The organism is Haladaptatus marinus, assembly GCF_051194195.1.
Window position 1 is genome coordinate 204,188 of the sequence record NZ_JBLZNK010000001.1, and the last position, 25,465, is coordinate 229,652.

The 25,465-nt window shown below is 59.1% G+C and carries 29 protein-coding genes; 15 read left to right on the forward strand and 14 right to left on the reverse strand.

Features of this window, described 5'->3' with window-relative positions:
• Positions 1-13: 13 nt before the first annotated feature.
• Positions 14-442 (reverse strand): bis(5'-nucleosyl)-tetraphosphatase, encoded by a 429-nt coding sequence (locus ACN2TU_RS01075; RefSeq protein ID WP_435151946.1) that lies wholly within the window; start codon positions 440-442, stop codon positions 14-16.
• 188 nt (positions 443-630) lie between these two features.
• Between ACN2TU_RS01075 and ACN2TU_RS01080 the strand changes: the two genes are divergently transcribed.
• Positions 631-963 (forward strand): 30S ribosomal protein S10, encoded by a 333-nt coding sequence (locus tag ACN2TU_RS01080; RefSeq protein WP_435151949.1) that lies wholly within the window; start codon positions 631-633, stop codon positions 961-963.
• A gap of 204 nt (positions 964-1,167) precedes the next feature.
• Here ACN2TU_RS01080 and ACN2TU_RS01085 read toward each other — a convergent pair whose 3' ends face one another.
• Positions 1,168-1,440, reverse strand: a complete 273-nt coding sequence (locus ACN2TU_RS01085) for a DUF7513 family protein (protein WP_435151951.1) — start codon at positions 1,438-1,440, stop codon at positions 1,168-1,170.
• Positions 1,437-3,014 carry a Na+/H+ antiporter NhaC family protein gene (locus ACN2TU_RS01090; protein WP_435151953.1) on the reverse strand — a complete coding sequence of 526 codons (1,578 nt, stop codon included), beginning with the start codon at positions 3,012-3,014 and terminating at the stop codon, positions 1,437-1,439. Before ACN2TU_RS01090 ends, ACN2TU_RS01085 begins: the two co-directional genes overlap by 4 nt.
• Before the next feature lie 252 nt (positions 3,015-3,266).
• Between ACN2TU_RS01090 and ACN2TU_RS01095 the strand changes: the two genes are divergently transcribed.
• The 3 genes from ACN2TU_RS01095 (at position 3,267) to ACN2TU_RS01105 (ending at position 5,765) form a co-directional block, all read left to right on the forward strand.
• Positions 3,267-4,550 carry an amidohydrolase gene (locus ACN2TU_RS01095; protein WP_435151956.1) on the forward strand — a complete coding sequence of 428 codons (1,284 nt, stop codon included), beginning with the start codon at positions 3,267-3,269 and terminating at the stop codon, positions 4,548-4,550.
• 197 nt (positions 4,551-4,747) lie between these two features.
• Entirely contained in the window at positions 4,748-5,317 is a 570-nt protein-coding gene (locus tag ACN2TU_RS01100) for a plastocyanin/azurin family copper-binding protein (protein WP_435151958.1), read from the forward strand.
• A 130-nt stretch (positions 5,318-5,447) separates the two neighbouring features.
• Positions 5,448-5,765, forward strand: a complete 318-nt coding sequence (locus tag ACN2TU_RS01105) for a HalOD1 output domain-containing protein (protein WP_435151961.1) — start codon at positions 5,448-5,450, stop codon at positions 5,763-5,765.
• A 173-nt stretch (positions 5,766-5,938) separates the two neighbouring features.
• On the opposite strand, the gene ACN2TU_RS01110 is transcribed toward ACN2TU_RS01105, so the two are convergent.
• Positions 5,939-7,306: a geranylgeranyl reductase family protein gene (locus ACN2TU_RS01110; RefSeq protein WP_435151964.1), complete on the reverse strand. Its 1,368-nt coding sequence runs from the start codon at positions 7,304-7,306 to the stop codon at positions 5,939-5,941.
• A 124-nt stretch (positions 7,307-7,430) separates the two neighbouring features.
• On the opposite strand from ACN2TU_RS01110, the gene ACN2TU_RS01115 reads away from it, so the two are divergent.
• Positions 7,431-7,766, forward strand: coding sequence for a 2Fe-2S iron-sulfur cluster-binding protein (locus ACN2TU_RS01115; protein ID WP_435151967.1), 336 nt, complete (start codon positions 7,431-7,433; stop codon positions 7,764-7,766).
• A gap of 13 nt (positions 7,767-7,779) precedes the next feature.
• Here the strand turns inward: ACN2TU_RS01115 and ACN2TU_RS01120 are convergent, their stop codons facing one another.
• The gene (locus ACN2TU_RS01120) at positions 7,780-8,592 is read right to left on the reverse strand and encodes an AAC(3) family N-acetyltransferase (protein ID WP_435151970.1); all 813 of its coding nucleotides are present in this window, start codon (positions 8,590-8,592) and stop codon (positions 7,780-7,782) included.
• On the reverse strand, positions 8,589-9,173 hold the full coding sequence (locus ACN2TU_RS01125) for a flavin reductase family protein (protein ID WP_435151973.1): 585 nt from the start codon (positions 9,171-9,173) through the stop codon (positions 8,589-8,591). Before ACN2TU_RS01125 ends, ACN2TU_RS01120 begins: the two co-directional genes overlap by 4 nt.
• Before the next feature lie 395 nt (positions 9,174-9,568).
• Here ACN2TU_RS01125 and ACN2TU_RS01130 point away from each other — a divergent pair, with 395 nt between their 5' ends.
• The 3 genes from ACN2TU_RS01130 to ACN2TU_RS01140 all read left to right on the forward strand — a co-directional run bounded on the left by ACN2TU_RS01130 (position 9,569) and on the right by ACN2TU_RS01140 (position 11,320).
• Entirely contained in the window at positions 9,569-10,165 is a 597-nt protein-coding gene (locus tag ACN2TU_RS01130; RefSeq protein ID WP_435151976.1) for a DUF7282 domain-containing protein, read from the forward strand.
• A 106-nt stretch (positions 10,166-10,271) separates the two neighbouring features.
• On the forward strand, positions 10,272-11,063 hold the full coding sequence (locus ACN2TU_RS01135) for a YihY/virulence factor BrkB family protein (RefSeq protein WP_435151979.1): 792 nt from the start codon (positions 10,272-10,274) through the stop codon (positions 11,061-11,063).
• A gap of 47 nt (positions 11,064-11,110) precedes the next feature.
• Positions 11,111-11,320: a hypothetical protein gene (locus ACN2TU_RS01140; protein ID WP_435151981.1), complete on the forward strand. Its 210-nt coding sequence runs from the start codon at positions 11,111-11,113 to the stop codon at positions 11,318-11,320.
• 34 nt (positions 11,321-11,354) lie between these two features.
• On the opposite strand, the gene ACN2TU_RS01145 is transcribed toward ACN2TU_RS01140, so the two are convergent.
• Positions 11,355-12,494: an MBL fold metallo-hydrolase gene (locus tag ACN2TU_RS01145; RefSeq protein WP_435151983.1), complete on the reverse strand. Its 1,140-nt coding sequence runs from the start codon at positions 12,492-12,494 to the stop codon at positions 11,355-11,357.
• 118 nt (positions 12,495-12,612) lie between these two features.
• On the opposite strand from ACN2TU_RS01145, the gene ACN2TU_RS01150 reads away from it, so the two are divergent.
• From ACN2TU_RS01150 to ACN2TU_RS01160, 3 genes are all read left to right on the forward strand, one after another.
• On the forward strand, positions 12,613-13,227 hold the full coding sequence (locus tag ACN2TU_RS01150) for a rubrerythrin family protein (protein WP_435151985.1): 615 nt from the start codon (positions 12,613-12,615) through the stop codon (positions 13,225-13,227).
• Between the two features lie 66 nt (positions 13,228-13,293).
• Positions 13,294-14,406, forward strand: a complete 1,113-nt coding sequence (locus ACN2TU_RS01155; RefSeq protein WP_435151988.1) for a DUF3179 domain-containing protein — start codon at positions 13,294-13,296, stop codon at positions 14,404-14,406.
• Positions 14,399-14,992: a hypothetical protein gene (locus ACN2TU_RS01160; protein ID WP_435151990.1), complete on the forward strand. Its 594-nt coding sequence runs from the start codon at positions 14,399-14,401 to the stop codon at positions 14,990-14,992. Before ACN2TU_RS01155 ends, ACN2TU_RS01160 begins: the two co-directional genes overlap by 8 nt.
• 156 nt (positions 14,993-15,148) lie before the next feature.
• Here the strand turns inward: ACN2TU_RS01160 and ACN2TU_RS01165 are convergent, their stop codons facing one another.
• The 3 genes from ACN2TU_RS01165 to ACN2TU_RS01175 form a co-directional block, all read right to left on the reverse strand.
• Positions 15,149-16,792, reverse strand: coding sequence for an outer membrane protein assembly factor BamB family protein (locus ACN2TU_RS01165; RefSeq protein WP_435151993.1), 1,644 nt, complete (start codon positions 16,790-16,792; stop codon positions 15,149-15,151).
• 375 nt (positions 16,793-17,167) lie between these two features.
• Positions 17,168-18,406, reverse strand: coding sequence for a mandelate racemase/muconate lactonizing enzyme family protein (locus ACN2TU_RS01170; protein WP_435151996.1), 1,239 nt, complete (start codon positions 18,404-18,406; stop codon positions 17,168-17,170).
• Between the two features lie 48 nt (positions 18,407-18,454).
• The gene (locus tag ACN2TU_RS01175) at positions 18,455-18,607 is read right to left on the reverse strand and encodes a hypothetical protein (protein ID WP_435152000.1); all 153 of its coding nucleotides are present in this window, start codon (positions 18,605-18,607) and stop codon (positions 18,455-18,457) included.
• A 331-nt stretch (positions 18,608-18,938) separates the two neighbouring features.
• Between ACN2TU_RS01175 and ACN2TU_RS01180 the strand changes: the two genes are divergently transcribed.
• The gene (locus tag ACN2TU_RS01180) at positions 18,939-19,166 is read left to right on the forward strand and encodes a hypothetical protein (RefSeq protein ID WP_435152002.1); all 228 of its coding nucleotides are present in this window, start codon (positions 18,939-18,941) and stop codon (positions 19,164-19,166) included.
• A gap of 289 nt (positions 19,167-19,455) precedes the next feature.
• Complete coding sequence (locus ACN2TU_RS01185; protein WP_435152005.1) at positions 19,456-20,574, forward strand: cellulase family glycosylhydrolase; 1,119 nt, start codon at positions 19,456-19,458, stop codon at positions 20,572-20,574.
• A gap of 30 nt (positions 20,575-20,604) precedes the next feature.
• Here ACN2TU_RS01185 and ACN2TU_RS01190 read toward each other — a convergent pair whose 3' ends face one another.
• On the reverse strand, positions 20,605-21,450 hold the full coding sequence (locus ACN2TU_RS01190) for a NosD domain-containing protein (protein ID WP_435152007.1): 846 nt from the start codon (positions 21,448-21,450) through the stop codon (positions 20,605-20,607).
• Positions 21,451-21,517: 67 nt separating this feature from the next.
• Positions 21,518-22,432 carry a dihydrodipicolinate synthase family protein gene (locus ACN2TU_RS01195; RefSeq protein ID WP_435152009.1) on the reverse strand — a complete coding sequence of 305 codons (915 nt, stop codon included), beginning with the start codon at positions 22,430-22,432 and terminating at the stop codon, positions 21,518-21,520.
• Positions 22,433-22,532: 100 nt separating this feature from the next.
• Between ACN2TU_RS01195 and ACN2TU_RS01200 the strand changes: the two genes are divergently transcribed.
• Both ACN2TU_RS01200 and ACN2TU_RS01205 read left to right on the forward strand, forming a co-directional pair.
• Positions 22,533-22,799, forward strand: coding sequence for a MoaD/ThiS family protein (locus tag ACN2TU_RS01200; RefSeq protein WP_435152012.1), 267 nt, complete (start codon positions 22,533-22,535; stop codon positions 22,797-22,799).
• Positions 22,800-22,935: 136 nt separating this feature from the next.
• Entirely contained in the window at positions 22,936-23,571 is a 636-nt protein-coding gene (locus ACN2TU_RS01205) for a DUF8127 domain-containing protein (protein ID WP_435152014.1), read from the forward strand.
• Positions 23,572-23,573: 2 nt separating this feature from the next.
• Here ACN2TU_RS01205 and ACN2TU_RS01210 read toward each other — a convergent pair whose 3' ends face one another.
• The gene (locus ACN2TU_RS01210) at positions 23,574-23,717 is read right to left on the reverse strand and encodes a TRASH domain-containing protein (RefSeq protein ID WP_435152016.1); all 144 of its coding nucleotides are present in this window, start codon (positions 23,715-23,717) and stop codon (positions 23,574-23,576) included.
• Between the two features lie 77 nt (positions 23,718-23,794).
• Positions 23,795-25,048: an HAD family hydrolase gene (locus ACN2TU_RS01215; RefSeq protein ID WP_435152019.1), complete on the reverse strand. Its 1,254-nt coding sequence runs from the start codon at positions 25,046-25,048 to the stop codon at positions 23,795-23,797.
• Positions 25,049-25,465: the final 417 nt, after the last annotated feature.

Consider the following 25,465-nt stretch of genomic DNA (forward strand, 5'->3'; position numbering starts at 1 on the left):
AAAAATCGTTTTTTCAGCGGTCGTCATTCCCGTCGAGGAACTCGTGTGCATCCCGAAGGATGTCCCGTGGACCGTCCTGCGTGATGGTGTTTATCGCTTGGTCGTAATCACGCCACTGCAAGTCGCGGTGTTCGTTCGAGAGTTCCGCGCTGGCTTCGTACGATTTGGCGATGAACAGATGCACCGTCTTGTGAATTGTCGTGCCGTTGGCTTCGAAGACGTAGCTGTAATCGTCTCGAAAGCCGTCGAGGAGGCGAAAATCGTCGATTCCCGCCTCCTCTTTCACTTCTCTAATTGCCGTTTGCTGTAGCTCTTCATCGCCCTCCACGCCGCCTTTGGGGAACTCCCAATCGCCCGGACGGCTTTTGAGGAGGAGGTATTCCCTTCGACCACGGGTATCCCGAAAGAGGATCGCACCCGCGCTCGTAGCTTTGACTGCCATTGCGCTCATCTATGCGGTTCGCCATTAAAGGAATGTCGAACCAGTACAGTTCTTCTCGCGTGTCTTCTGCACACCATCTCGAACATCACGACATGTTGGGGAAAATCGGACAGCGAACCGAAACATCCGCTCGAACGAGAAGCAGGAATTTTACGTACTGTGATTCTCTATACTCTACAGAGCCAGCCATGACCTTCATCACAAAAATACTGCTCCAGAGCGGGAACCGGCCCGTACTGGACAAAGTCGTGTCGGAGATTCGCTCGACAGCGGAACGAAAAGGTGCGGATTTGCGAGGGCCGCATTCGGAACCGCCGGAGCGAATCCGCGTTCCACAGTACAAAACGCTCTCCGGTGACGAGGGACGACAGTTCAAAAGTTGGGACTACACTGTGTACACACGAAAGGTGGAAATTGTCGGGCACAACGCCGTCTCCCGGCAGGTCGCCGAGATGGATTTTCCGCCGGGAATCCGTGTCGAAGTCGAACTCGAACAGGTTCAGGGCATGGGGAAAGCATAACGCCGATTCTTTTCACTCCGTCTAATTCCCAGTAAAAACGAGAGAGCGTCTCATACCTAGTTGTTGTTCACAAGTTGTCCACCGTACTCACGAGGTTGAACCGCTCGTTGAAGATGCTGGCATCGGATTACCGAGTTCCCACGTCCTTCGCTTCTCGGTCATCGTCCAACGGTGCGCAAAAAGAGTGTCTCGTGTTTGACCCGCTCAGGCTATCCCACTGCCGCCATCTATCGGTTCGAGGAACGTAGCGTGCCCTTCGTGGTCGCTCGCGTCGAACTCATCCACGCGGAGTCGGACACGATTGTCCAGCGCGTCCTGCGGTGCTCCTTCGACGTGGAGTACAGTGTCACCGACGCGAGCGCGGGCAGTGCCATTTCTGTAGTCCGTGAGGAACACCTCGATCTCTTCCCCGGTTTCGAACTCGGGTTGATTCGTGCGGAACGTCCAGCCTGCGAGATATTTTTCCAAGATGCTCATACTCGTGCCACCTCCTCGGAACGGCGGTCGGAAACGTATTCCAGTCCAAATCCGGACAGTGCGGCGAGGAAGAACACGCCGAACAGGAACCAGCCGTGGAAGACGAACGGCCAGACTTCGGCGGGGTTGACGACCATCGATTGCGTGAACCAGTCGTACTCACCCGGTAGCTTCTGGATTTCGGTGAACCCGACGAGGACACCGCCCCCCCACGGGAAGATGTAACCCATCGCGGAGGAGTTTGCGTCGAGGATGTTCGCACGGCGGTAGCCATTGATGTTGAACTTCTGACCGATACGGGCGATGTACGGTGCGATGGCGATTTCCGCGGCGGTATTGATGGTAATCATCGCGTTGACGCCCGCCGTTCCCAGCACCATGGTCGTCTCCGCGCGTCGAACCGAGGTTGCGACCCGATTCAACAGGAAGTCCTGTATCGCCTCGAACCCGCCGCCGCGAATCATGATTTGTGCACCTGACACGATGAGCAGGGTAAGGACGATAAGCGGGAAGAACCCGGCGGCACCGTCGTAGATGCTTCCAGTGACGCCGACATCCCCCGCACTCTGGACGATTTCGACGAACGGGAGAACGCTCGCAAGTCCAGCCAATGGCGCGTCCGGCGGCGCATTGAACAACAGCATGGCGCTCACCGGGGCGAGTCCGAAGAGGAGGTTGAACGTCACTGCGACGATGAGTCCCCACGAGATTGCTTCCACGATGTGTCGCCCGCTAATGGCGGTGACGATAACGACGAGCATCGAGATGAGGTGAACGAGACCGAGAGCCTGCACTTCCCCGGCAAAGACGTTCTGTCCCCCGGAAACGTCGATTCCGCTTATCATGTTTCCAGCAACGACGTACCCGATAAATGCCAACACTGCGGCGACGATGGCGTACTTAAACCGCGAAGCGACGACGCCGCCGATGTCGGAATCCTGCGTGACGGCGCTGACGATGGTCGTGTCGCTGACCGGTGCGAGGTTGTCGCCGAACACCGCCCCGGAGAGGATTGCGCCGAACATCAGCACTGGACTCGCACCGAAGGCGACCCCAGCGGGGAAAAACAGGGCAGAGAACGCAACGGTCGTTCCGTACCCAGTTCCAATTCCCGTCGCCAGCAGTGCGGCGAGAATGAACGTAATGGCGGGGAAAAGGGTGGCACCGATGCTCAGGAAGTCAGCGGCCCAAACCAGACCGTCAACGAACCCACCGACTTGGAGGGTGTTGGCGAACATTCCTGCCCAGAGCCACGCGACAATGGCCGTCGCGGCGACTCGCTGGGTCATCCCTTCGAAAATCGTGTTTGCGTAGCTCTTCCAGTTTCCTCTGACGAAGAACATGCCGACGATGAGCGACAGCAACATCCCGGCAACGAGACCGGTCGTGTCGCCGATGCGGAACAGCGCGCTTTGGAACACCGCCCACACGATGAACAATACGATGGGCACCGTGCTCATCCACTTTCCACCGTAGAACTCGATTTGCGGTCCGCTTCGAGCCTGTTCTGCTTGCATTAGTTCTTCTTCTACTTCGTCACCCGGTTCATCCTGCCTATCATCTGACGAACCCATCTAACTCACCTCTATCACTGTGAGCCAAGAGTGTCCGGTATTATAAATCATAGTTAATATATAATGATACGTCCGTGGAATATGTGGAAATTCCAACAATATGTATGGATTTTTCACACCTATTTCAATGATACTGACACCCCGTTGGCCTGGGTCGTATTCAGCGGACGACAGGTGCGAAGGTCGCCACCGGAAGGTGCAACGCCTGCCCACTCGTGAGGGTTTAAGCCAGCACCGGTCGTCACCCTTGGCATGAGTCAGCAGACCCACCGCGACCGACTGGTCGAACTCCGACGGGACTTACACCGCCATCCGGAGCCTGCGTGGCGCGAGTTTTACACCACCTGCCGAATCGTGGACGAACTCGAAACGATCGGGGTAGACGAACTCTACGTCGGCCCCGAAGTCCTCGCCGAGGAGGAACGAATGTCCGTTCCCGACGAGGACGAACTCGGCCGTTGGTACGAGCAGGCCCGACAGGATGGTGCCCGCGAGGACATTCTCGAACGATTGGGGGGCGGTCGAACCGGCGCGATTGCCGTGCTCGACCGCGGCGAGGGGCCGACCGTCGCCCTGCGCGTGGACATCGACGGTCTCCTCCGCGAGGAATCCACCGACGACGACCACGCTCCGGCGAGCGAAGGCTTTCGCTCCGAGCACACGGGCGCGATGCACGCGTGCGGGCACGACGCCCACGCAACCATTGGAATCGGTGTGCTGGAAGCCATCAAGGACAGCGGCTTCGAAGGCACGCTCAAGGTACTTTTCCAACCCGGCGAGGAGATGGTTGCCGGCGGCAAACCGATGGCCAAGAGCGGTCACTTGGACGACGTGGACTACCTGCTCGCGGTTCACATCGGTCTCGACCACCCGACCGGCGAGGTCGTCGCGGGTGTCGATGGCTTCCTCGCGGTAAACCACTTCCACGCCGAGTTCACGGGCGAACCGGCCCACGCGGGCGGCAAACCGAACGACGGTGAGAACGCGATTCAGGCCATGGCGACCGCGATTCAGAACCTCTACGCAATCCCACGCCACGAGGATGGTGCGACGCGAATCAACGCCGGACAGGTCGGCGGGGGAACGGCCACGAACATCATCCCCGAACACGCCTACATCGAGGGCGAAGTGCGCGGCGAAACGACGCAGCTCAAAGACTACATGAAAGAGCGTGCGGATCGCGTCCTCGAACACGCCGCTGGGATGCACGGCTGTTCGGTCGAAACGAGTTCGGAAGGCGAAGCCCCGAGTGCGGAGAGCGATGAAGAACTGGTCGAAATCGTCCACGGCGTTTCGACGGACACCTGCGGCGTCGAGAACCCGATCCGCCGTGATACGCTCGGCGGGAGCGAAGACGCGACGTATCTCATGCAGGAGGTACAACAAAACGGCGGCCTCGCCGCCTACGTCGGCGTCGGCACCGACCACCCCGGCGGCCACCACACCTCGACCTTCGACGTGGACGAGGATAGCCTTCCAATCGCAGTCGATTTGTTGTCCTCCTCGGTTCGAGAAATCGCTAGTAAACGTCCCTGAGCGAGGGCGTGATTTGTAGTCGGCATCCGCATCGTTCGTCCCAGCATTTTCACCCTCGTTACGAAGAGTACACAATATGTTCCGGAAATCACCTGCAACAACACCATCGGAAAGGCCACGACAGTCCTCAAGCTCACACTCAACACTGATTCCACGTAGGCGTAATCTCCTTTGGCGAGAAACCCGACTAGCCAACTATGGGGGGAACTGAAACGACTCGACGAGGGTTCCTTCGGGGAGTCGCAGGGGGGACGGCGATCGCGTCCACGGCGGAAATCGGTTCGGCACAGGGACAACAGACGGTCGAGATGACTGACAGCCTCGTCTTCGACCCGGATTCGGTTACGATCGCGCCGGGGACGACCGTCGTTTGGCAGAACGTCGGTTCTGTCGGACACTCCGTCACGGCATACGAGGACGAGATTCCGGGGGACGCCGAGTACTTCGCGAGCGGTGATTTCGACGGCGAACAGGCAGCGCGAGACGCATATCCGGAGGGCGAAATCGGCGGGGGAGAACAGTACGAACACACCTTCGACGTGGAAGGGACGTACGAATATTTCTGCATCCCACACGAGTCCGCGGGGATGGTCGGAACCATCGAAGTCGGTGCGGGTGGTGGTGGTAGCGGCGGTGGTGGCGGCGCACTCCCGTCGGTTCCGAACAGCGCGAGGACGCTGGGGATTGCGACGGTGTCGGCGCTGGCCACGGTGCTGGCGCTCGCCTACTTCTTCCTCAAGTACGGCGGTGACTACGGGTTGGACTGAGTATCGAAATATTCTCACTGTGGAAGTTTTGGACTTCCAACTGCTTCAAAGGAATACGGCAATTTTTATTAGCCTCTGTCGCAACGCTCTGGATACACCGAACAGTATTGCAGTGTCGGAGGTCTACAGTATGAACGGAAACATCAACAGCAGTGACGACGGTAGCGTTATGGTACGCACAGCACAACAGAGTCAGTACACCTGCCACGCGGACGATGAAAAACTCAGCACGGCAGTAATTATGGCACTCGCAGAAGTGGCGGGAGGAGACCCCGCCAAAATCGGGATGCCGCTATACGATGCTATCGATCCGGACGCACTTGACAATCTTTTCAGCGATAAACACGACGGAACCCCCCGAATGGGTGGCAAGGTCGTCTTCGACATCCTCCACTATCAGGTGACGGTTCACAGCTACGGTCAAATAGTCATCGAAGAACTCGACTGAGTTGAATCACGAGAAAACTGCTCCTTTTTCGTTCGCCACACCGACTCCGTGTTTTTCTCAGCGGGAAGTATGCTAGGCAATGACTTACCAGGGTTGTGGATGCAGTACGATCTTTCGTCGCGCTGAACTAAAACGAAGACGACGTCGCAACTCGACTCAGTTCCCTTCCTGATTCAGTATTTCGGTGCCGCGCCGGTCGTCGCGTACACATCGTCCATCAGGTCATCACGAACTTCTTGCCACGACGGCAAACCTCGCGGGTCGGTCGGGTAGTGGTCGTAGTGGTCGATGATATCGTCGGCCAACTTCTTCGTCTTGTACAAATCGTAGATCAGTCGCCAGTGGTCGCGGGCGTCGATGGCGGTTTGGAGTTTGAGCTTCCACCCGATGTTCGCACTGCCGGAGTAGAGCGCCTCGGAGAGTTTTTCCGTCGGGAGCGCACCGAGCATCCCCATCAAGTCATCCACTTCCACGGCAGTGGTGTAGATGTTGTAGATGTCGAGTCCCGCATAGCGCGCGCCGAAATGCTCCATGACGCGCTGGTTGTACTGCCACAGAGCTTGCTCGCTGACGTCGCCGGATTCGAAGGCTTCGATGGCCTGTTCGCCCGCATACTTCCCCGCGTAGGCCGCTCCCGCGATGCCGCCACCAGTCGTCGGATTGACGTGCCCTGCGGCGTCGCCAACCGCAATGAAACCGGGCGCGACGGCGGAGTCGTAGGGGCGTCGAGTCGGTAGCGCCGCACCGAGTTTGTCCTCGACGGTCGCCCCCTTGAACTCGGGTCGATTGCGCAAGTCGCGTTTCAGGTCTTCGACCAGCTTCATCGGCTTTTCGTTCATCTGGAAACCGAGTCCGGCGTTGATTTCCGTACTGGTGCGCGGGAAGTACCAGAGGTAGCCCGCGGCACGGTCGGTCGGTTTGAATACGAGCGCGTCGTCCCATTCGACCGGTTCTTCGACGTGGACGATTTCACGATAGGCAGAACAGAACTGCGAGTAGGTGACGTTCGTGTCGAACGTCGCATTCGAAAAGTCGGTTTTGTCCTGCAGGAGCGAGAGCGCCCCGGCCGCGTCGATGAGCAGTTCGGATTCGTATTCGACGACTTCACAGTCGTGTTTGCCGCGAACGCCGGTGACGCGGCCATCATCGTCCTGCGTCACGTCTTGGACGACGGTGTCGTAATGGAACTGCGCACCCGCGTCCTTTGCACCTTTGATGATTCGTCGCCCGTACTCCCAGCGGTCGATGACGGCGAGTTCGCCCGGAACCGGGATTTCGAGGACGGTGTCCTCTTTCGGAATCTCGAACCGGCCGTGGTCTACGTCCGTGTTCGTAAATGCGGGCTGAATCTTCTCCTTCGGAATCGCCTCGGGGAAGGCGTCCGCGCCTTTCAGCGCGTCCCCGCAAGCGATATGTCCCGCTTCTTCCTCCGTCTTCCGCTCCACGATGACGACGTCGTAGCCCTCGCGTGCAACAGTCGCCGCGGCGTAACACCCCGAGGTTCCTGCGCCGACGACGACCATATCGTACTGCTCGGTCATGCGTTTCGCTACGAGAGGGAAGCGAGAAAACTCTTTATCCCCTTTTGTGTCCTTTCGAAAACGACGTAAAATGCGAGCGGGCGTGGATAAAGAGTTTTGTCAAGCTTGTTCGTACTCCCGGAACATGAACGAATACACCGTCGAGTTCGTCGGGACGGGCGAAACTATCGAGGTTTCCGGCAAGGAGACCATTCTCAAGGCCTGCATCGAGGCCGGAATCGCACAGGAGTATTCCTGCCGGGTCGGCATGTGTCTCGCGTGCTCCGCGGAAATCGTAGAAGGAGAGGTCACACAACCGGCGGCCCGCGGCCTGACCGAGGAAGAGGCGGAAAACTACGCACTCACCTGTATGGCTCGTCCACAAAGCGACCTGAAACTCGACCGCGGCAAATATCCGCCGAGCATCGAATCCGACACGGAAGCGATGGATTCGAACGCGGCAACGGCGGACGACGACTGACTAACCGCGACGATTACCGATTTCTGTTGAACCACTCGCTGGCGAAATCGACCAGTTCTCGCTGACTCATCCTCACGGTTTCTGCATTGCCAACTTGTCTCCGAGTGATTGCTTCAGGACGCTTTTTTTCGAACGCCTCGCCAACCTGGTCGAAATCGCTATCATCGATGTCGAGTCCCTCAACTGATATCCACTTTCGGTCGCCGTCTTCCAACACCGGCGCGCCGTCCGTGACGATTTCTTTCTCGTAGTCGCCACGATGTTCGGCGAGGTGGAGCGAGGTGTTCGAATCGTAACCTGCACCCAACAAGAGGACGGTTCCGTCCCTGTCGTACACGTCGGCGAGCGGTGAGGGTTCGCCCAGTCCGAAATCGTACTCGTGGTCGGTGACGGCGGATTCCGCATCCGAACCCCACGCCGCGAAGGAGTAGTGTGGATGCCGACTTCGAACGACATCGGGGTAGTTTCGGAACGTCTCCGGAATCGCACCCATGCCGCGCGTCGGCGTTATTTCGGGGCGGTAGGGCGTCATCGTCGCTCGGATTTCATCCTTCCAGTTCTCGGGGACTGGTGGGTTTTGCCAACTCTCCGGGTTCGAGTGGCCCGACGTGTGGGTCGGCATCACGAGCGTTCCGTTCTCGGTAATAACTGACTGGAGTGCATCGACCACTGCTGGCGCACCGCCACTGACCCATCCCAAGGCGGAGAGCGACGAGTGAACCAGGACAGTATCACCCGCCGACACGCCGATATTTCGCAGGTCCGTTTCCAGTTTTTCGGTCGTTATCGGTACGTCAGTCCGTTCGATGGTATCCTGTTCGCTCATGGAGGGCGTTCCAACGAAAATCGCTCCTCCGTCGTCGCATATAAATTTCCTGAAAGACGACCGACAGCATCGACTTTCTCCACGTCGAGTTTTCCGTCGGTCGTCACCGAGTCGTCGATGTGAACCCATTCAACTTCGCCGAGGACCATCGTTGATGCGCCGATATCCACCATCTCGTACAACGAGCACTCGAACGCGACTGGCGTCTCCGCGACGCGCGGTGCGTCCACCGTCGTTGATTCCGCGCGGGCGAGTCCCGCGTGATCGAACTCGCTTTCCCCGTGGGGGAGCGTCGCGCTCGTTTGGTTCATCGCTTCCGCCAGCGGTTCGGTAACGATGTTGACGACGAACTCCTCGGTTTCGCGGATGTTTGTTGGGGTGTCCTTTAGCCCGTCCTGGCCGTCAACCGGTGCGAACATTACGACCGGTGGTGCGACGCTCACGACGTTGAAAAAGCTGTACGGCGCGAGGTTGTCCACGCCGACCGGACCCCGACTGCTGACCCACGCAATCGGTCGCGGAACGACAGCCCCTGCTAACGTTCGATAGAGCGACTGCACTTCCGTTGGGTCGATTTCCATGCAGGATGATGGCAGCGGGAAGGCAAGGCCGTTCCGGGTGCAGTCGACTCTGCCGGTTGATAATCCAAAAAATGAGATTATCGAACAAATTATCGCAGACGGGAGCGCTATGGATCATATAATTTAATAGTTAATTTATGCTGATATGAACTTCCTCGGTGGACAAACGATACGAACTCGGTCATCGTTACCCCTTGATTTATTATTTGTCAGGCATTGTTATTTGAACTATAGTAAATTACCTATGAGAAGTTGGACAATTTGTATCCAACACGGGTAGCAGCTTGACGATGCGTCGTCTGATCGTCCGGCATCGTGCCGGATATCGCCCGACGCGCTGTCAGATATGGACTACCTCTCTACGGGTACGCACTCGCATGGAGTGAAACTCAACAATGGAACACAAAATCAAAAGTGTCCTGCTGGTAGCAGTACTACTGACTTCGGCTGTGGCTGGCGTTGCAGTCGCCACGGACGACGGTAACGTGACCGGGGTTAGCGATACCGTCGAGCAATCTGACAACGAGAGCGACTGGAGTGACGGCGACTCCGACAGCGGTGGAAACGAAGATAACAGCACCGACAGCGAGACCGGCGACGACACCAAAACCGGCGAGGACTGCGCAGACGAGGAGATGAAAGCGAGCATCACTTTCGACAAGCAGTCCAGCGACGGCGAATCAGTGACGGTGCAGGAAGTCACGCTGAAAGAAAAGGGCTACATCGTCATCTACAACCAGGATGGCAACGTGGTCGGGCAGTCCGAGCACCTCGAAGCCGGAACGCACGAGGACGTCGATGTCATGCTGAACCAGAAGTACTGTGAAGACACGAAGCTGAAGGCAGTGCTCTACGCGGACAGCAACGGTGACGACGACAGCGACTGGAGCGACGGCGACTCCGATAGCGGCGACGACAGCGATGACAGCGACATGCCCGCGATAAACGGCGACAAAGTCGTCTCGGACTGGGCGTGCATCTGCATCGAATAACACCATACCCATTCGGCGACCGGTTCCTTTTCTTCACACGATTCGACGTACGACTCGTCATTCAGACAGCCGAATCAAACATTAGGACGGACGATTATTTTCCTGTATGAGCGTCACCACGACGGCCCTGTCGGTTATCGATGTCGTCCGCGAGCGAAACATCACGTTCCTCGCGGCGAGTTTCGCGTACTACGCCTTCGTGTCGATCTTCCCGCTTGCCCTTCTCGCACTCACTGTCGGGTCGCTTATCGGCGGGCAGGAGTTCGCAAATGCGCTCGTTCAGCAGGCACAAGGACTGCTCTCCAACCAAGGTGCACGGTTCCTCGAAAACGCGATCGGAAACTCGTCGGCTCGAACCAGCGCCTCGCTTCTGAGCGCCGTCGTCCTGCTTTGGAGCGCGCTCAAACTGTTCCGAGGACTCCTCCTCGCGTTCGAAGAGGTGTACCAACACGACCCCGACGCCGGTATCGTCGAGCAATTGAAAAAGGGACTCGTCACGCTGGTCGCGGTCGCCGTGGGAATCGCGTTGATGATTGCTATCGGTGCCGTGATTCGGTCGGCCGCGTTGGAGGAGATTCCGCTCATCGATTTCGCCGGAACACTTGCCCTCCTGCTGGGACTCGTGCTCGTTTTCCTCCCGCTGTACTACGTGCTCCCGCCGGTCAATATGACTCTTCGAGAGGCCATCCCGGGAACGGTTTTCGCTGCCGTCGGCTGGATTATCCTCCAAGGTGGTTTTCAGGCGTACGCAGGTGCGGCGAGCAAGGCACCCGTTTACGGGGCGCTCGCGGGTGTCATCCTCTTCCTCACGTGGCTCTACTTCGCGGGCGTCCTCCTGCTCGTCGGTGCCGTGGTGAACGTCGTCGTCGCCGGGCGGAGTGCGGCGCTCGTGAGCTGATGGCCGCCACACAATAGTGGGGGTTCGGTGTACTTCTCGCTGCAACGATGGCTGAAGATAACCGCGACCGAGAACGAGAGGTTCAACGGGAGCGCAAGCGAGAAATCGAAGCCGAACTCGACCGCGTGGACGAGGAGATGGACGCGGCGGACCTGGAACAATCGGACACGGAAGGGCTTCCGGAGTTCGGAAGCAGAACCGATGAGCGTCTCGACGACCGCCACGTCGAAGTCAACGAAGAGACCGATTGCGCCTGATTCCGATCGCAACCGCTTCTGCTCCTCTCGACAACTACTGCACCGCACAGTTGTTCGGCCCGAGTTCGAGCTCGAAGGCGGTTTCCTCCTCGACAGATTTTCGCCCGAGATTCACCGCGACGATGTCTTCGTAGTTGGCTGGCCGAGGCGGGAGTGTCCCCGCCACCTGTTCCACGAACTCGCCACGGTCAAGCGATAGGAGGGGAGTCGATTCGCGCACCGTCGCCAGTCGCGCGGTGAAGGTGTCGTCGTCTCCCCGTGACGTTTCGGAATGGACGTGTCCCGGCGCGATGACCGTCTCGTCCGGAAGCAAGAGCACGCGCTCGTGAAGCGTTTCGTACAGTTTGCTCGCGAGTTCGGTTGCTCCCTCCGACCCCGATTCGAGGTCGGGACGGCCGATACCATCCAAAAACAGTGTGTCGGCGCTGAACAGCGTGTTTCCGAGTCGGAAGAGCATCATTTCGCTCGTGTGTCCCGGCGCATGGATGGCAGTCATCGTCGCCTCGCCGATTTCGAGTTCGTCGCCGTCCGTCACGAACGTCGCGTCGAATTCGAGACCGCGATTTTGCGCACCCTCGGGCAGAACTACCTCCGCGTCGGTCGCGTCCGCGACATCGCGGAGGCCGCTCACATGGTCTGCGTGGACGTGCGTGTCGATGGCGTAGTCGAGTTCCGCGTCCAACTTCCGGGCGTCCGCAACGTAGCGGTCGGCGAACGCCCGGAGCGGGTCGATAACGAATGCCTCCTCGCCGGAGATGACGAGATACGATAGACAACCGCTCGACGGGCGTTCGTACTGCAAGATGGTCGTCTCGCCGTGCTCTCCGCCTTCGATTTCGCGGGCGACGTACACCCGTGCCCATCCGTTCATGCCGTCAGCGAGATTCTTCGCGTCGATGCCGACCTCGCGGAGTAGTGCTGCGACCTGCTCGCTCGCTTCGCCGCGGGGACACACCGCGACGACGGGTTCTTCGAAGTCGAGCGAGTCGGTGAGGCCGGGGATTTCGTCCCGAACCTTCGCGCTCATGAACTCGGCGTAGGACGTCTGCACCGTCCGTGGCGCGTCGATGTGCCACGTCTCGAACTCGTCGCGGTTGCGAACGTCGAGAATCGTGAGCGAATCACCTCGTTGCAGCCGGTCGTACAACCCTCGGGCGGACAGGGCGGTTTCCATACCTGACGTACGCGGTTCGAGAGCAAAAACGATGGCCCGTTCGACCGTATCACTCGGTCGTCTAATCGGCACATCATCGCCGCCGAAACGTTATGCCTCGTGTCGTTGACCCACGAGTATGAACGTTGATGATTTCGTCGATTCGATTCGGACAGCCAAATCGACCGAACTCGACCGTCTCGGCTCCCAACAACTGCTCGTCGCGCTTACGGGTGCCGACCTCGACCCCGAGGTCGTACTCACGGCGGTGGCGGGAAGCGAGCACACCGCGGCCGAGACGTTTTCGGAGTGGGCAACGGACTCAGAACGGAAACTCTTCGGCCGACTAGCGACGCAGGAACGAGACCACTACGAGCGCGTCGCGGCAGAGTTGGACACGTTCGAACCGGATGGAGTCGACCCGATGCACGAACGTCTCCGCGAACTGGACGACGACGTCTCCCGTGCTGGCGGCCTCGTCGGCCGCTCGCTCGTTGGCGATAAGACCCTGCTGCAAGTCGTGAACTACTTCGTCAACAAGGCCGACGAGCGCCGAGCGGACCTCTTCCGCGACTTGCGCACGGACACGAAGGGGAACGTCGAAGACGGCGTTTCCTTACTCGCTGATACCTGTGAGGGCGAAGCGGACTGGGACTATGCACGAGAAATCGCGGAAGAGATCGTTCAAATTGCGTACGACGACTACGCCGACACCTTGACCGGAATGGGACTCGACCCGAAGCCGATTTGCTGACGAGGCTGTGCGAATCGGTCACACAATCGTAGAACCGTTAACCACCAGCCGTGCGTATGTCACAGTATGACACTCGTTCGCCGGGAGTTTCTGGCGACCGTCGCCGTCGGGGGACTGGCGACGGTCGCTGGCTGTTTCGGTGCCCAATCGTCTCTGACTGCGGGGCAGGAGACGACCGAGGCACGAACGGCCGAAACGGACAGAAACGATGCCAGCAGAACTGGCTTGCCACTCGCGGACGGAACGCTTTCGGTTCAGTACGGGTTCGAAAACCTCCGGCAGGAGGTCGTCTCCGGTGGGCCACCGAAGGACGGGATTCCGTCCATCGACGAACCAAACTTTTCCAGCGCCACGGAAGCGAACCGTCGTCTCAGGGAAGACAGCATCGTGTTCGGCGTCGTCCGCGATACCGAGGTGAAAGCCTATCCACAGCGGATTCTCGTCTGGCACGAAATCGCGAACGACACCCTCGCCGGAACGCCCGTCACGATTTCCTACTGTCCCCTCACGGGAACCGCGATGGGGTTCGAACGAGGCGAAACGACGTTCGGCGTCTCGGGCCGACTGCTCAACGACAACCTCGTGATGTACGACCGGGACACCGACAGCAGGTGGCCCCAGATGCTCGGAACCGCGATTTCCGGCCAGTACGAAGGGCGCTCGCTCCGTGAGTTCCGACTCGTCTGGACGACGTGGAGTCGTTGGCGGAATGCCCATCCCGAAACCCGCGTTCTCTCGGAAGATACCGGCTCGATTCGTGATTACGACCGCGACCCCTACGGCTCGTACACGCCGCTCGACGGCTACTATGCGGGCGGCACCCCGTTGTTTCCGCCGCTGCAAACCGACGACCGTTTGCCGACCAAAAGCGTCGGCATCGGAACGCGCACGTCGGATGGCGCCACCACGTTCAGAAAAGAAACGCTCAGGAAACGAGGACTCATGGCGGGGGAAATCGCAGAAACGGCCCTCTTAGCAGTGTACGACCCACGACTCGATACGGCGTACGTCTATCGTAATCCAAACGACGAAGCGTTCGAATTTCGCGACGGGCGCGTCGTCGGGCCGGACGGCCAGACGCACGCGCCAGCAGTCCTCCCGCTCCCCCACCAGTACGCTTTCGACGCGATGTGGTTCGCGTGGGCCGGTTTCTATCCAAGGACTGGTCTCCATGACTGAGACGATCGGCGGTAATCGACCGAACACAATGCTCGCGCGGACTGGCTTCGCCGTCCGCGCGACGCTCCATCGAACGGACACGCGAATCGTCCTCGTCGGTGTATCGCTCGGCTACCTGCTGGCCTACCTTTTCGCCATCGGCCACCTGTCGGCGGGCGATGGCGATTTCGGTCTCCTCCTCGTCTCCGATCCGGCTTCGCGGGCGTTTCAGCCGATGGGAACGCTTCTGTGGGAACCGATTGCTCGACTAGATGCCGGAGTCGCGACGGTTTTCGTTTCGCCGCTGAATCTCCTGCTCGGACTCGTGCTGGCCCTTCTGGTGGGAGTGAATATCGCGGTCAGCTTTCTCGCGTGGCGACAACCCGAGGCTTGTGGCATCGCCGGGTCATCGGGGGTTCTCGCGGGCGTTCCGGCACTTCTCTCGGGGGCGGCCTGCTGCGCCCCGGTTGTTCTCATCGTCCTCGGTGTACAGGCATCAGGTATCCTGTTGACGGCCTTCTCGGCACTCGTGCCGATTGCGTTGGCACTGCTCGTCGGTAGTTTGCTCTGGGTCGGGCGGACGGTTGACCCGGCGTATCTGCAATAGCGTCGGGGACAATCGCTTATCCTATCGTTAAACCCGGTATCAAAATTGGATTTCAGTCTCGCAACGAGTTGTCACACAGTTGCGGGTCTGAAATTCTCGAATCGTCTCCCTCATCCATTCACCGCCGAAGAGCCAAGAATCCGTCGAGAGGGACGGTCAGTCGCGTTCCTCGATGCGATTGCGAAGGTACGCACCGACGCCCGCAAGTCCACCGACTGCGGTAAGGAATCCGAATCCCGGTTGCCCGTCCGTGGTGGTCGTGGTGGTTCCCATCCCACCGCCTGCTGACTCCGTCGTGGTGGTTCCCGATGTTTGCGGCGTCGCCGTGGATGTCGATGTGGTCATCGTTTCCGTCACTGTCCCCGTGTTTCCAGTTGTTGTCCCGGTACCTTCCGTCGTCGTTCCGCTCGCCGTTGTTCCGCTCGCCGTCGTCGTTTCTCCGGTTGTCGTCTTCGCCGTCGTTTCTTGGTCTGTCGTGGTCATTCCTTCGTTCGTCGTGGTCGTCTCCTCGTCCGTCGTCTCAGTGGTCTGTGTCGTCGTCGTCTCACTCAGTTCGTCCGCCCCGAGCACGTGGAAGTCGGCATACTCGGTGTACACCCAGTCGATGGTCGACCGCAGCGGGAACGTGGCAGTGTACACCCGCCCGTCAGCGACGATGGGCGTCCCGGCGGCGGGTCCGGTATCATCGAAATCCCACGCTCCGAAGGAGTGGCTCCACTTGGATTCGCCGGTCGCCGCGTCGATGGCGAGAACGAGCGCATCCCCAGTATCCGGGTCGGGATCCGTTCGCCCACCGACGTAGAGCGCGTCGTTCGCGGCCGTCACATCGCTCGCGAGTTCCGCATCTGTCTCGTACGCCCACGCTCCCTCGCCCGTTTTCGCGTCGAGTGCGTGTACCGCGTTGTCGAGTCGATAGAAAACGCGTCCGTCAGCGACCGTGAGCTGAGCACCCCACCAGTAGTCGTCGATTTCGAGCGAATGTGTCCACAGAATCGACCCGTCGTCGGCCGACCGCGCCCGGATGTCGGTTCCCGTATCCCTGTCGGTTTTGATGCTGTACACTCGCCCATCGGCAACCGTCTGTAACTGGTCTTCGTCTTCAGATACGTCCCACAGGACTGAGCCGTCATCGGCGGAAAGCGCGACGCGATCGCCGTAGAAGAGGGTTCCATCGGCATAGCAAATGCCCCCGCCGACATCTGCGGTTTGCCAGACCACGTCGCCGGTCTCCGGGTCGATTTTGTAGGCGTCTCCCATCACCTTGCAGTACAATCCGCCGTCGGCGACCAACGCCCCGCCGAACCCCGCGGACGCCGCCTTGTGCCACTTCGTCTCACCGGTCTCGCTGTCGAGCGCGAAGAATCCGGTCGAGTCGGCGTCTTCGGCACCGTAGGTATCGAAATAAAGCGTTCCATCCCCGAGCGTGGGCGTCTCCGGGCGAGAAATACCGTCCCGTTTCCAGAGTTCGTTGCCCGCCAGGTCGTAGGCGGCGACGTACCCCTCACTGGTCGAGGGAGTGTGGGATGTCGTCACGGCCAGATAGACTCTCTCCTCGCCGACCACGGGTTCGCTACCGAACATTCCGCCGCCCATGTCGAACGACCAGTTGGTCGTCACGTTCGAACCGGGACCATTATCGGTGGTCGCCCCGGTTCGTCCGGCGTTTCCGCGGCGCATCGGCCACTTACTGCCGGATTCGTCAGTATCGGTCGTGCTGAGTGCGAATCCGGTTCCGACTGTTGCCGTCGCGCCGAGGATACCTACTGTTTTAAGGAAATCTCGCCGATATGTCCCGTCCATGCAAATTCCGGATGTATTGCCATGGAATAAGCTTTATGCCAAAATAATCCTAAAAACCCCTTTCGAAAATTGATATTATAATAATATGTTCACTAAGAAGTACTGAAAATGGAAAAGTTGCCAGTCGATGGGCGAAACACGGATGTGATCACATTTGCCGTTTGTCACACGTCCGTAATTCACTGTTCGAATACGGATGTTCGAACGGTCGGCTGTCTTGTTCTTCTCCAGTTTGCTCATCCGACAAATCGCTCGAAACGGGGAGTTCCCGGTTCGACTATGTTTCGTCGAACAAGTCGAATCGAGGATTCGCTGGCTCGATTAGTCTATGCCGAATCGAACAGCGCAAATCCAAGATTTGCTGGCCTGACGAAGCTACGCTTCGTCAAATAACGTCTGGCCTTCGACCATGTTCTCCGCCACCACGTCCATGTCGAGCGTGATACCGAGCCCCGGTTTTTCCGGAATCTCGATGTAACCGTTCTCGATAACGTCCTCGTTCACGAGGTCTTCCCACCAGCCGAGCTGGTAGGAGTGGTACTCCACCGCCAGCGAGTTCGGAATTGCGGTACCGACGTGGGCGCTGGCCATCGTCGCCACCGGTGAGGAGACGTTGTGCATGGCGACCGGGACGTAGTACTGGTTCGCGACGTCCGCGATTTTCCGAGTTTCGCGCATGCCGCCGACTTTAGGGAGATCGGGCGCGATGATGTCCACGGCGAGGTTTTCGATGAGACGTCGTTCCTCGGTGACACGATAGCGATTTTCACCGACCGTAATTGGCGTCGAGGTGGATTTCGTCACCTCTTCCTGTACTTCCAGGTTCTCCGGTGGCACTGGGTCTTCGAGCCACCACACGTCGTAGTCCTCGATGGATTTCGCGAGTCGTTTCGCGCTCCCGGCGGAGAACGTCCAGTGGCAGTCGAACGCCACGTCAGCACGGTCTTTCACGCGCTCGGTGACCCGCTCGACGATTTCGGCCTTGTGTCGAATCTCCCCGGGGCGGAGATGGCGGTTCGCGCGGTCTTTCTCTAGTCCGGACGGAACGTCCAAGTCGAACTTCAGGGCGTCGTAGCCCAACTCTTCGACCACGCGCTCCGCTTCGTCGGCGCAGGCTTCGGGGTCGGCTTCGTCGGCAGTGTGACAGTCGCAGTACACGCGAACCTCGTCGCGGTACTTTCCGCCGAGGAGTTGGTAGGCCGGAACATCGAGAATTTTCCCTGCGAGGTCGTGGAGGGCGATTTCGATGCCGGAAATCGCGGTCACCGTGACACCTTCCACGGAGCCTTCACCGGACATCTTCTGCACGAGGTGCTCGAACAGTCGGTCGATATCGAGCGGATTTTCGCCGATGACGAACGGTTTCATTCGCTCGATGAGTTCGGGTACGCCCGCCCCCCAGTAGGCTTCACCCGTGCCGACGATTCCGGCGTCGGTGTAGACGCGAACGAGCGTCCACGGGAAATTCCCGTCCACCATCGTCGTCTGCACGTCGGTAATCTCTACGTCGCGCGTGCCGCTTCGCTCCGCCGTCGCGCCCATCGTTTCGGCGGAGAGATTTCGCATCGTGTACTCCGCGTTCGGGTCGTGGAGAGTCGAATAGTCGCGTCCCATGCCAGCGGGTACTCAGGCCAGAGTAAAAGTTCGAATGGTATCGGCTAGTCACTGCAGTACGTCGACTGGCTTCTCCGCACTGATCCATGCGTGGACGGAATCTTCTGTTCGGAGCTCGTATCGACCGCGGCGATAGTAGCCGACGACCCGTGGAGCGGTCTGCTGTTCTGGCATCTCGTTTATCGATTCGATTGCCGTCATCCTTACTATTGACCAGTTAACCAATGACACGGTAAAATAGGGCGACCGTTCCTGTCTGTTGGTGGACGAACGTCACAGCAACCGAGTCAGTCTCCCCATCACCGCTTCTGTCGATTAAGTGGTGTCTAATTGGTGTCTCCTTCGAACAAATCTCTGAATTTTTACCTTTCGACTTCGCTTCGCTCAGTCGAACGACGAAAATCGAAGATTTGCTGGCCCGACGGCGCGTGAGCGCCGTCGAACAGCGCGAGGCAGAGCCTCGCTGGCCTGAGGAAACTACGTTTCATCGAACATCAAATACCCGACCGACTCGGTTCGGTGGGCGACTTCGTTGTCCACGCTTCGTTCTTCTTCGACTCGCACCTCGACGCTCGAACCCGTCAGGTTCCGGTATCGGATTTCCGAGGTGTCGTGGCCGTTGTCCGTCTGGATATCGGCGACGAACGACGGATTGCTGTACGACCTTTCGAACGAAATTTCGTACCACTCCTCGGTAACTGCGTCAGGTGTCCGGCCTGCCTCGAACGTCGACCCGCCAAGCGTGCAGTTCCGCCAGTAAGTCGGATGAGTGTTCGGCGTGTCGTATTTTTCGCCGCGTCTCGGCTACTGTTTTGTCGCGTCACGGTTTGCTGCCAAACAGGTTGAAAGTATAAAACGAGAGAACAGTTGAGCGTTGCTAAACAGCACCTAAGCCGTTGAAGACTATTTCACGTTTGTAAGGCCCCGATATCGGTGCTTTCACGGAAACGACACCGTTTCAAAAAGCCGGGAAAACCCGTGTCAGGTTTTGATGGAGTATCAGTAAATCAACCATCACTTTCACGAGGGTCGGCGTTGTCCGCGTTTCTATGACCCGTCGGTGTACGAGACGGGGGTTCCTCGCTACCGGCGTCGCGTCCGCCGTTTCGCTCGCAGGATGCGTAGCCGATGCCCGAGAACCGCCGGTCGATGTCCGTGGTGCGATGTATCTCCCGTCCCGAGCGATGAACTCCTTTCAGATGTGGCACACCTACGAACGCGGTGTCACGAAGCGCGACATGGGCTTTGCCACCCGTTTGAACCTAAACGCCCTCAGAACGTGGCTGAGTTACGAGGCATGGCACAAAGACCCCGAGTCGTTCGGCCGGGCTGTAGACCATTTTTTGGACACCGCCGAATCACACGAAATTCGCGTTCTGCTGGGCATTTTCGAGGGGGTCGGTCGTCCGCCGGTTCCGAAGAACCTCTACGACACCGACCCGTGGACGGGTACGTCCGTCTGGTCACCAGGGAAGCGAGTGATGAAAAACCCCGACCGATGGGGGGGCCCGACCCGGTTCGCTGAATGGGTGATGAACCGCTACGGCGACGATGAGCGCCTCCTCGCCATCGAAGTGATGAACGAACCCGGGTGGCGGCCGTGGAAAAAGCGGTTCGCTCGCGAGATGTTTCAGGTCGTCCGCAACAATCGTGGCGACGTTCCGCTGACGGTCGGCGCGACGAGTTTGGCGAACGTCGCCGACTACTACGACTGGGGAATCGACGTAATGCAGTTCCACTACAACTACCCGAACACGCAGGCCATCTACCGCGATGTACTCGAACAGGCGAACAAACTCCAACGAAGCGCCGGGATGCCGGTATGGCTCACCGAGTGGCAACGAATCGCTGACTTCGGCTGGGGGCAGCAAAACGTCCCCGTCGAAAAGCGCGGACCCCGCTACGCCTCGCTCGCCCCGGTCATCCGCGAGGCCGGCGTCGGCAACTTCTTCTGGTCGCTCATGCTCAAACCGGCCTACATGCTGAGTCAGCGAAAACGCGGGATTCTGAACGGCGTCTTCCACGAGGACGGGACGGTGTGGAGCAGAGAGGACGCTCGCGCCATCAAATCGATGTCCGGCGACGATTCGTTTTCCGGACGCGAACGGAAAGAATGGCCGGAGTGGGCGAAGGAGGTGCCACGCCGAGCGAACTCGGGCGGGTCGTGATTCGTCCGGATGACGAAATCGCCGCTGGACTCACGTTGCGGGCGTGAGTCCGGCGTAGGCCAACACGTCACCGTGGTCTAACCGTCCATCATCGTCGAAATCGAGGGAGACTCGCTGTTCCGTCGGAACGTCGGCCAGGCCGACCGTGTTGGCCACGACGACGACCGGAAACGCCACTGCATCCCAGAATCCGGTTTGGCCGTTCCCTGTGACGTCCTCGTACTGCCCATCCCGGTCGGGGTCGAGAGGTGGGCCGACCGTGAGTTGGACGCCGAAGACATCGACGACTGCGAGTGGGGCGTAGACGTTCACGACGTGATTGTTGCCGATTCGGTTTCGTTCGAGTTCGTCGTCCCACGGGTCGGCGAGGACGATTCCCTTGAGGTCTCTTCTGGCGACGTTTTCCACGAGCCGAACGTCGGCGTCGGTAACGTCGATGCCGATCGCGTTGTTCGACGCGTCCACACCACGAATCGTCACGTCCTCGGCGTTTTTCACCATGACACCGCGATTCCAATCCTTGGCTCGAAGGTTTCTGACGGTGACGTTCGAAGCACCTTCGACGCGGACGCCACTGGTGTCGCTGACGCCGAAGCCATCGAGGAGATGGCCGCGACCGTCGAGCACGACATCGTCCGCTCGAATCTCGATGCAACCGGTCGAGATGCGCGTCTTGCCGTTATGGATGTCCTTCCCGAGGGCGTACGTGCCGGGTTCCGTGATTTTCGTACACGAACCGATCGTCGATACGGATTGTGTGTCGAGTGCGGAGTCGGTTGGGGGGCCGTTGATAGCTGAAGCGAGGGGTCGAGCGTCGGCGACACCACTCAGCAGACAGACGACGACCAGACCGACTACAACGACGCGTGAGACCATAGCCTCCCGCACAACGTCCTCCGTGTTATAGGCATCTCCTGAAAGAACGTCCTACTCGGGAGAAGGGTTAGAGTAAATCCAACGCACGGAGGTCGGATTCGAGTTCATCCCGATCTGAATCGTTCATTTTCCGGAGCGGACTTCGGAGCGGGCCGGGCGAAAAGTCGAGGTTTCGAATATCGAGGGTCGTCTTCACGCCTGCCATGTACGACCCACCTTTCAACGCATCTCGAACGTCGTACACCCGACTTTGGAGTTCGCGCGCGCGAGCCTCGTCGTCCGCATCGTACGCGTCGTAGAGGTCGACCACCAGTTCGGGGAAGGCGTTGGCGACGGCGCTGACCATGCCCGAACAGCCGATTTCGAGCCCGGGGAAAAGCAGGGAATCGGACCCTGCGAGGAAGGTAAGCTCCGGATGTGTGTCGATAGCCTGTCCTAACCACGGCACGTTCTTGCTCGAATCCTTGAGTCCTGCGAGATTCGGAATCTCGGCGAGGTCGGCGAGCGTGTCGAGCGACAGCGAATTTCCGGTTTTGCTCGGAATGTGGTAGACGTACACCGGCAGATCCACTGCCTCACAGACGCGTCGATAATGCGACACCGCGGCGTCGTGGTCGAGCGGGAAATAGTACGGCGTGACGACGACGAGACCGTCCGCGCCGACGGATTCGGCGTGTTCCGCGTGGGCCACCGTTTCGTGTGTGCTTGGTGCGCCGACACCGGCGATGACCGGCACGTCGTCCACGGCATCGACGACCGCCTCGACGACGCCGCGACGTTCCTCGCCCGTCAGGAGTGGGAATTCGCCGTTTGTGCCGAGCGGGAAGACGCCGTGTACGCCGCGTTCGACGACGAACTCGGCATGGGCCGCCGTCGATTCGTAATCGACCGATTCGTCTCCGTGAAACGCCGTAATCGTGGGTGGAACGACGCCGTGCAGGGAAAGCGGGTCGTCCGACCCTGGTTTCGGTGCGTGCGACATACTCGAACGCTCATCGCCCGCCCCCAAAAGCGGTTTCGTCTCGGCAGTACTTTTTCGACTATGAGTAAACTTTTTGTTGCAGGGGGACAACAGTGTGAGTATGAACGTCACAGTTAAACTTACCGGCCCGATGGTCGCGCGAACCGGAACCCGCGACGCCCGCGTTGCGGTGCCGGAAAAAGCAACCGTCGAGGACGTGGTCAACCGACTCGGCGAGCAGTACGGCCAGCAGGTCAGCGCCGGAATCGTGGACGGATTCGGCCTCCGCTCGGACACGCGTGTTCTCCGCGAGTCCAACCACGAACCCCTCTCGGCCCACAGTCCCGTCGAAGCGGGCGACACGGTGCGCGTTCAGTTGAACGCCTGATTCGTCCACTTCGGCACGCTTACCTCGGTTCCTCTATCTCCCGCTTTCTTCCCACTTTCTCAGTTTCTTTCGAACAGAAAGCTTATTCCATATATCGACAACCGGCCGCTATGAATCTCCGACGAACAGTGGTTTCATGAACCGGCGGCGAACTGTCGGTATCCTCTGTTTTTTGCTGGCTATCGCGTTCGCCGCGAACGCGCTTTGGCTGTATCCGCATGCCGACGAACCCCGGTACGAGTATCGTGCCGACGAACTATCTGACGGCAATCGACATCAGTATTTGCAACATCATCCAAAGGTGAAAGAATGCTACATCGTCTTCTCGCGGGCTTGCGGGTTGGAACATCAAGCGCGTGATGAACCACTGCGTTTGAACCTCAATGAGACGGATGCCAGCGATTATCTTGATGATACGTATCGCTTTGTCGTCTTTAGTGATGGGTACCGGAAACCGACACAGCACAACGAAAACGGGTCGTTGGTTCTTTCCTCGAAACCCGTTTCCGAACAGGCAGTGGCCGCCGAACTTGCGACGTCCTACGAGCATATCCATTCACAGATTCGACGCGTTTTCGACAGCGGTACCACCACGACGCGTAACGAACTGCCGCGAAACTATCTCCTCCAGCGAAACGGTTCGGTCTACGTTATCGACAAAATCGGAGAGTCTCACCCGAATTACGGCTTCAAACTCGTCGTTCTGCGTGGCTTACTCTGGCTCACGACGATTCCACTTTCAGTCGCCAGTTTCATCTACTGGTACGGCTGATTTCAGACGTACTCGCCCGGTGCTTCCTCGAACTGCTCGCGATGGTCGGCGGAGCAGAAGTGATACTCCTCGCCGATATGACGCGTGACGAACTTGGTTTCTCGGTTCTCGTACAGCGTCGTTCCGCAGACTGGACATTCGTTCATGCGAGTCTATTCGCGGGCTTACTGAAAGCGCGCTGTGTCTGCATCGGCAAGCATACCGCTCACTTCTCGGTGGGACGCTACCCCAAATTCGCTAACCGATTCAGCGCGTAGACGGTTCGAAGCACGTCGCCCGCCTTCCCTTGGTCGTAGATGAGCTCGTCCGTTCTGACGACATGGTCTAACACGTCGCGAGAGGAGTGTTCCGGGGCAGCGGCGATGCCCGAGTTGGTTTCGTCCACCCATCGCATTACGCGGAGGTCGCTTTTGCTGTCGCCCATCACGAGCGGGAAGGGGTCGTCCACGCCGAGAACGTCCAGCGCACTCTTCACGCCGACCACTTTGTTCAACTCCCGACTCCCGATTTCGGCGGCGTCACCCTCGTAGTAGGCTACGTCGATTCGGCCGAAGGTGTCCCGCACGTCCTCCGGAATCGCCGCCACGTCGTTCTCGGGGGTTTCACCCTGTTCTTCCAGCACGCCACGGATTTCCGGGTCGCTGTCGGCGTAGTAAGATCGTGCCCAGTCGCTTCCATTGTTGTTTCCACTTTGGCTTTCCTCTCCGCTCCCGGCCACCGTTTTCCCGAGCAGGTCGAGCAGGTAGACCAGCGCGTCGTCGATGATTTCGACCGCCCGCGAACTGCCGGTCTCGAAGTTCGGTTTCATCGTGATGTTGAACTCGTTGCCTTGCAGGTGGGTACACCGCCGGAGTTCGTCGGGTGCTGAGGACAATACCTGCGAGCGAACCGTATCGAAGGTGTTCCGAATCTCGTCGTCCAACTCCTCGTACAGCAGGCGTTTCGTCTCCGCGCCGTGCCCCGGCGTGAACACGCCGGTTCCGGCCTCGTACACGATGCTCAGATTGCTCGAGTGGACGATTTCGTTGCCGAGGCCCTGAACGGCGAACCCCTTCACGTTCTCCAGTGTCTGGCCGGTACAGACGACGATGGGCATCCCTTTCTCGTGGAACTCGGTCAGCAGGTGGAGCGTCTCTCGCGGAATCTCGTTGTCGGTTCCGCCCGCAGAGCGCAGGGTTTCGTCCACGTCCAGCACCAGCGCGTTCACCGCCCGGCCGTATTTCGAATAGAGGTCAAGCGCGGTAAACGCCTGGTCGCGCGTGGCGTGTGCGGCGATGGTGGCGTAGGTTTCGCCCGCGTCGAACGCACCCCGAATCTCGTCCTTTCGCTGTTCCAGTTCCTCGCTCGCGGACTGCCAGTGTTCCAGGGCAACACGGGAGTCCACGGGTGGAAAGAGGTCTACAAAATCCTGATACGCCCGGAGGGTTTTCGCGTCGAACTCGTCGTACAGCCGATAGAGGGCGTCGTAGCGTTCCATGCTGGAATATGGCGTTTCATGGGCGATAAAGTTCAGGGGTGGGGATATGCGGGATGGTTTTGTGCGGTTTTTGGAGATTCGTCACGACGGAGTTGCCGGTTCGAAAATGACGAACTTTCTGAGCTGTCGTTTACTCTTACAGACTCCAGTGAGACCGACCCCGCAGCTAGACGAACAGTGAGCGAACCGAACTGATGCGGAGCCGCTAGGTACTGCCGACAACACATGACCGCCACCACCATCCCGGGACAAACCTTGTAAACTCCAGCCCGAATAAATATCAGACACTCGTCGTCGGATTTTCCTACGATGACAGTTTCATTTGAGTCTCTAACACTCCATTTCACTACCCGTAGATGCTCTTTTGCTCGTTCAGACCGTCTCTTTCTGCGAGAGGGGGAAGCCGAGTGCCACCAA

Bases quoted from the DNA above. Each gene is read 5' to 3' on its own strand.
- ACN2TU_RS01075 (WP_435151946.1), bottom strand. From the start codon at position 442: ATGGCAGTCAAAGCTACGAGCGCGGGTGCGATCCTCTTTCGGGATACC.
- ACN2TU_RS01080 (WP_435151949.1), top strand. From the start codon at position 631: ATGACCTTCATCACAAAAATACTGCTCCAGAGCGGGAACCGGCCCGTA.
- ACN2TU_RS01085 (WP_435151951.1), bottom strand. From the start codon at position 1,440: ATGAGCATCTTGGAAAAATATCTCGCAGGCTGGACGTTCCGCACGAAT.
- ACN2TU_RS01090 (WP_435151953.1), bottom strand. From the start codon at position 3,014: ATGGGTTCGTCAGATGATAGGCAGGATGAACCGGGTGACGAAGTAGAA.
- ACN2TU_RS01095 (WP_435151956.1), top strand. From the start codon at position 3,267: ATGAGTCAGCAGACCCACCGCGACCGACTGGTCGAACTCCGACGGGAC.
- ACN2TU_RS01100 (WP_435151958.1), top strand. From the start codon at position 4,748: ATGGGGGGAACTGAAACGACTCGACGAGGGTTCCTTCGGGGAGTCGCA.
- ACN2TU_RS01105 (WP_435151961.1), top strand. From the start codon at position 5,448: ATGAACGGAAACATCAACAGCAGTGACGACGGTAGCGTTATGGTACGC.
- ACN2TU_RS01110 (WP_435151964.1), bottom strand. From the start codon at position 7,306: ATGACCGAGCAGTACGATATGGTCGTCGTCGGCGCAGGAACCTCGGGG.
- ACN2TU_RS01115 (WP_435151967.1), top strand. From the start codon at position 7,431: ATGAACGAATACACCGTCGAGTTCGTCGGGACGGGCGAAACTATCGAG.
- ACN2TU_RS01120 (WP_435151970.1), bottom strand. From the start codon at position 8,592: ATGAGCGAACAGGATACCATCGAACGGACTGACGTACCGATAACGACC.
- ACN2TU_RS01125 (WP_435151973.1), bottom strand. From the start codon at position 9,173: ATGGAAATCGACCCAACGGAAGTGCAGTCGCTCTATCGAACGTTAGCA.
- ACN2TU_RS01130 (WP_435151976.1), top strand. From the start codon at position 9,569: ATGGAACACAAAATCAAAAGTGTCCTGCTGGTAGCAGTACTACTGACT.
- ACN2TU_RS01135 (WP_435151979.1), top strand. From the start codon at position 10,272: ATGAGCGTCACCACGACGGCCCTGTCGGTTATCGATGTCGTCCGCGAG.
- ACN2TU_RS01140 (WP_435151981.1), top strand. From the start codon at position 11,111: ATGGCTGAAGATAACCGCGACCGAGAACGAGAGGTTCAACGGGAGCGC.
- ACN2TU_RS01145 (WP_435151983.1), bottom strand. From the start codon at position 12,494: ATGGAAACCGCCCTGTCCGCCCGAGGGTTGTACGACCGGCTGCAACGA.
- ACN2TU_RS01150 (WP_435151985.1), top strand. From the start codon at position 12,613: ATGAACGTTGATGATTTCGTCGATTCGATTCGGACAGCCAAATCGACC.
- ACN2TU_RS01155 (WP_435151988.1), top strand. From the start codon at position 13,294: ATGACACTCGTTCGCCGGGAGTTTCTGGCGACCGTCGCCGTCGGGGGA.
- ACN2TU_RS01160 (WP_435151990.1), top strand. From the start codon at position 14,399: ATGACTGAGACGATCGGCGGTAATCGACCGAACACAATGCTCGCGCGG.
- ACN2TU_RS01165 (WP_435151993.1), bottom strand. From the start codon at position 16,792: ATGGACGGGACATATCGGCGAGATTTCCTTAAAACAGTAGGTATCCTC.
- ACN2TU_RS01170 (WP_435151996.1), bottom strand. From the start codon at position 18,406: ATGGGACGCGACTATTCGACTCTCCACGACCCGAACGCGGAGTACACG.
- ACN2TU_RS01175 (WP_435152000.1), bottom strand. From the start codon at position 18,607: ATGACGGCAATCGAATCGATAAACGAGATGCCAGAACAGCAGACCGCT.
- ACN2TU_RS01185 (WP_435152005.1), top strand. From the start codon at position 19,456: ATGACCCGTCGGTGTACGAGACGGGGGTTCCTCGCTACCGGCGTCGCG.
- ACN2TU_RS01190 (WP_435152007.1), bottom strand. From the start codon at position 21,450: ATGGTCTCACGCGTCGTTGTAGTCGGTCTGGTCGTCGTCTGTCTGCTG.
- ACN2TU_RS01195 (WP_435152009.1), bottom strand. From the start codon at position 22,432: ATGTCGCACGCACCGAAACCAGGGTCGGACGACCCGCTTTCCCTGCAC.
- ACN2TU_RS01200 (WP_435152012.1), top strand. From the start codon at position 22,533: ATGAACGTCACAGTTAAACTTACCGGCCCGATGGTCGCGCGAACCGGA.
- ACN2TU_RS01205 (WP_435152014.1), top strand. From the start codon at position 22,936: ATGAACCGGCGGCGAACTGTCGGTATCCTCTGTTTTTTGCTGGCTATC.
- ACN2TU_RS01210 (WP_435152016.1), bottom strand. From the start codon at position 23,717: ATGAACGAATGTCCAGTCTGCGGAACGACGCTGTACGAGAACCGAGAA.
- ACN2TU_RS01215 (WP_435152019.1), bottom strand. From the start codon at position 25,048: ATGGAACGCTACGACGCCCTCTATCGGCTGTACGACGAGTTCGACGCG.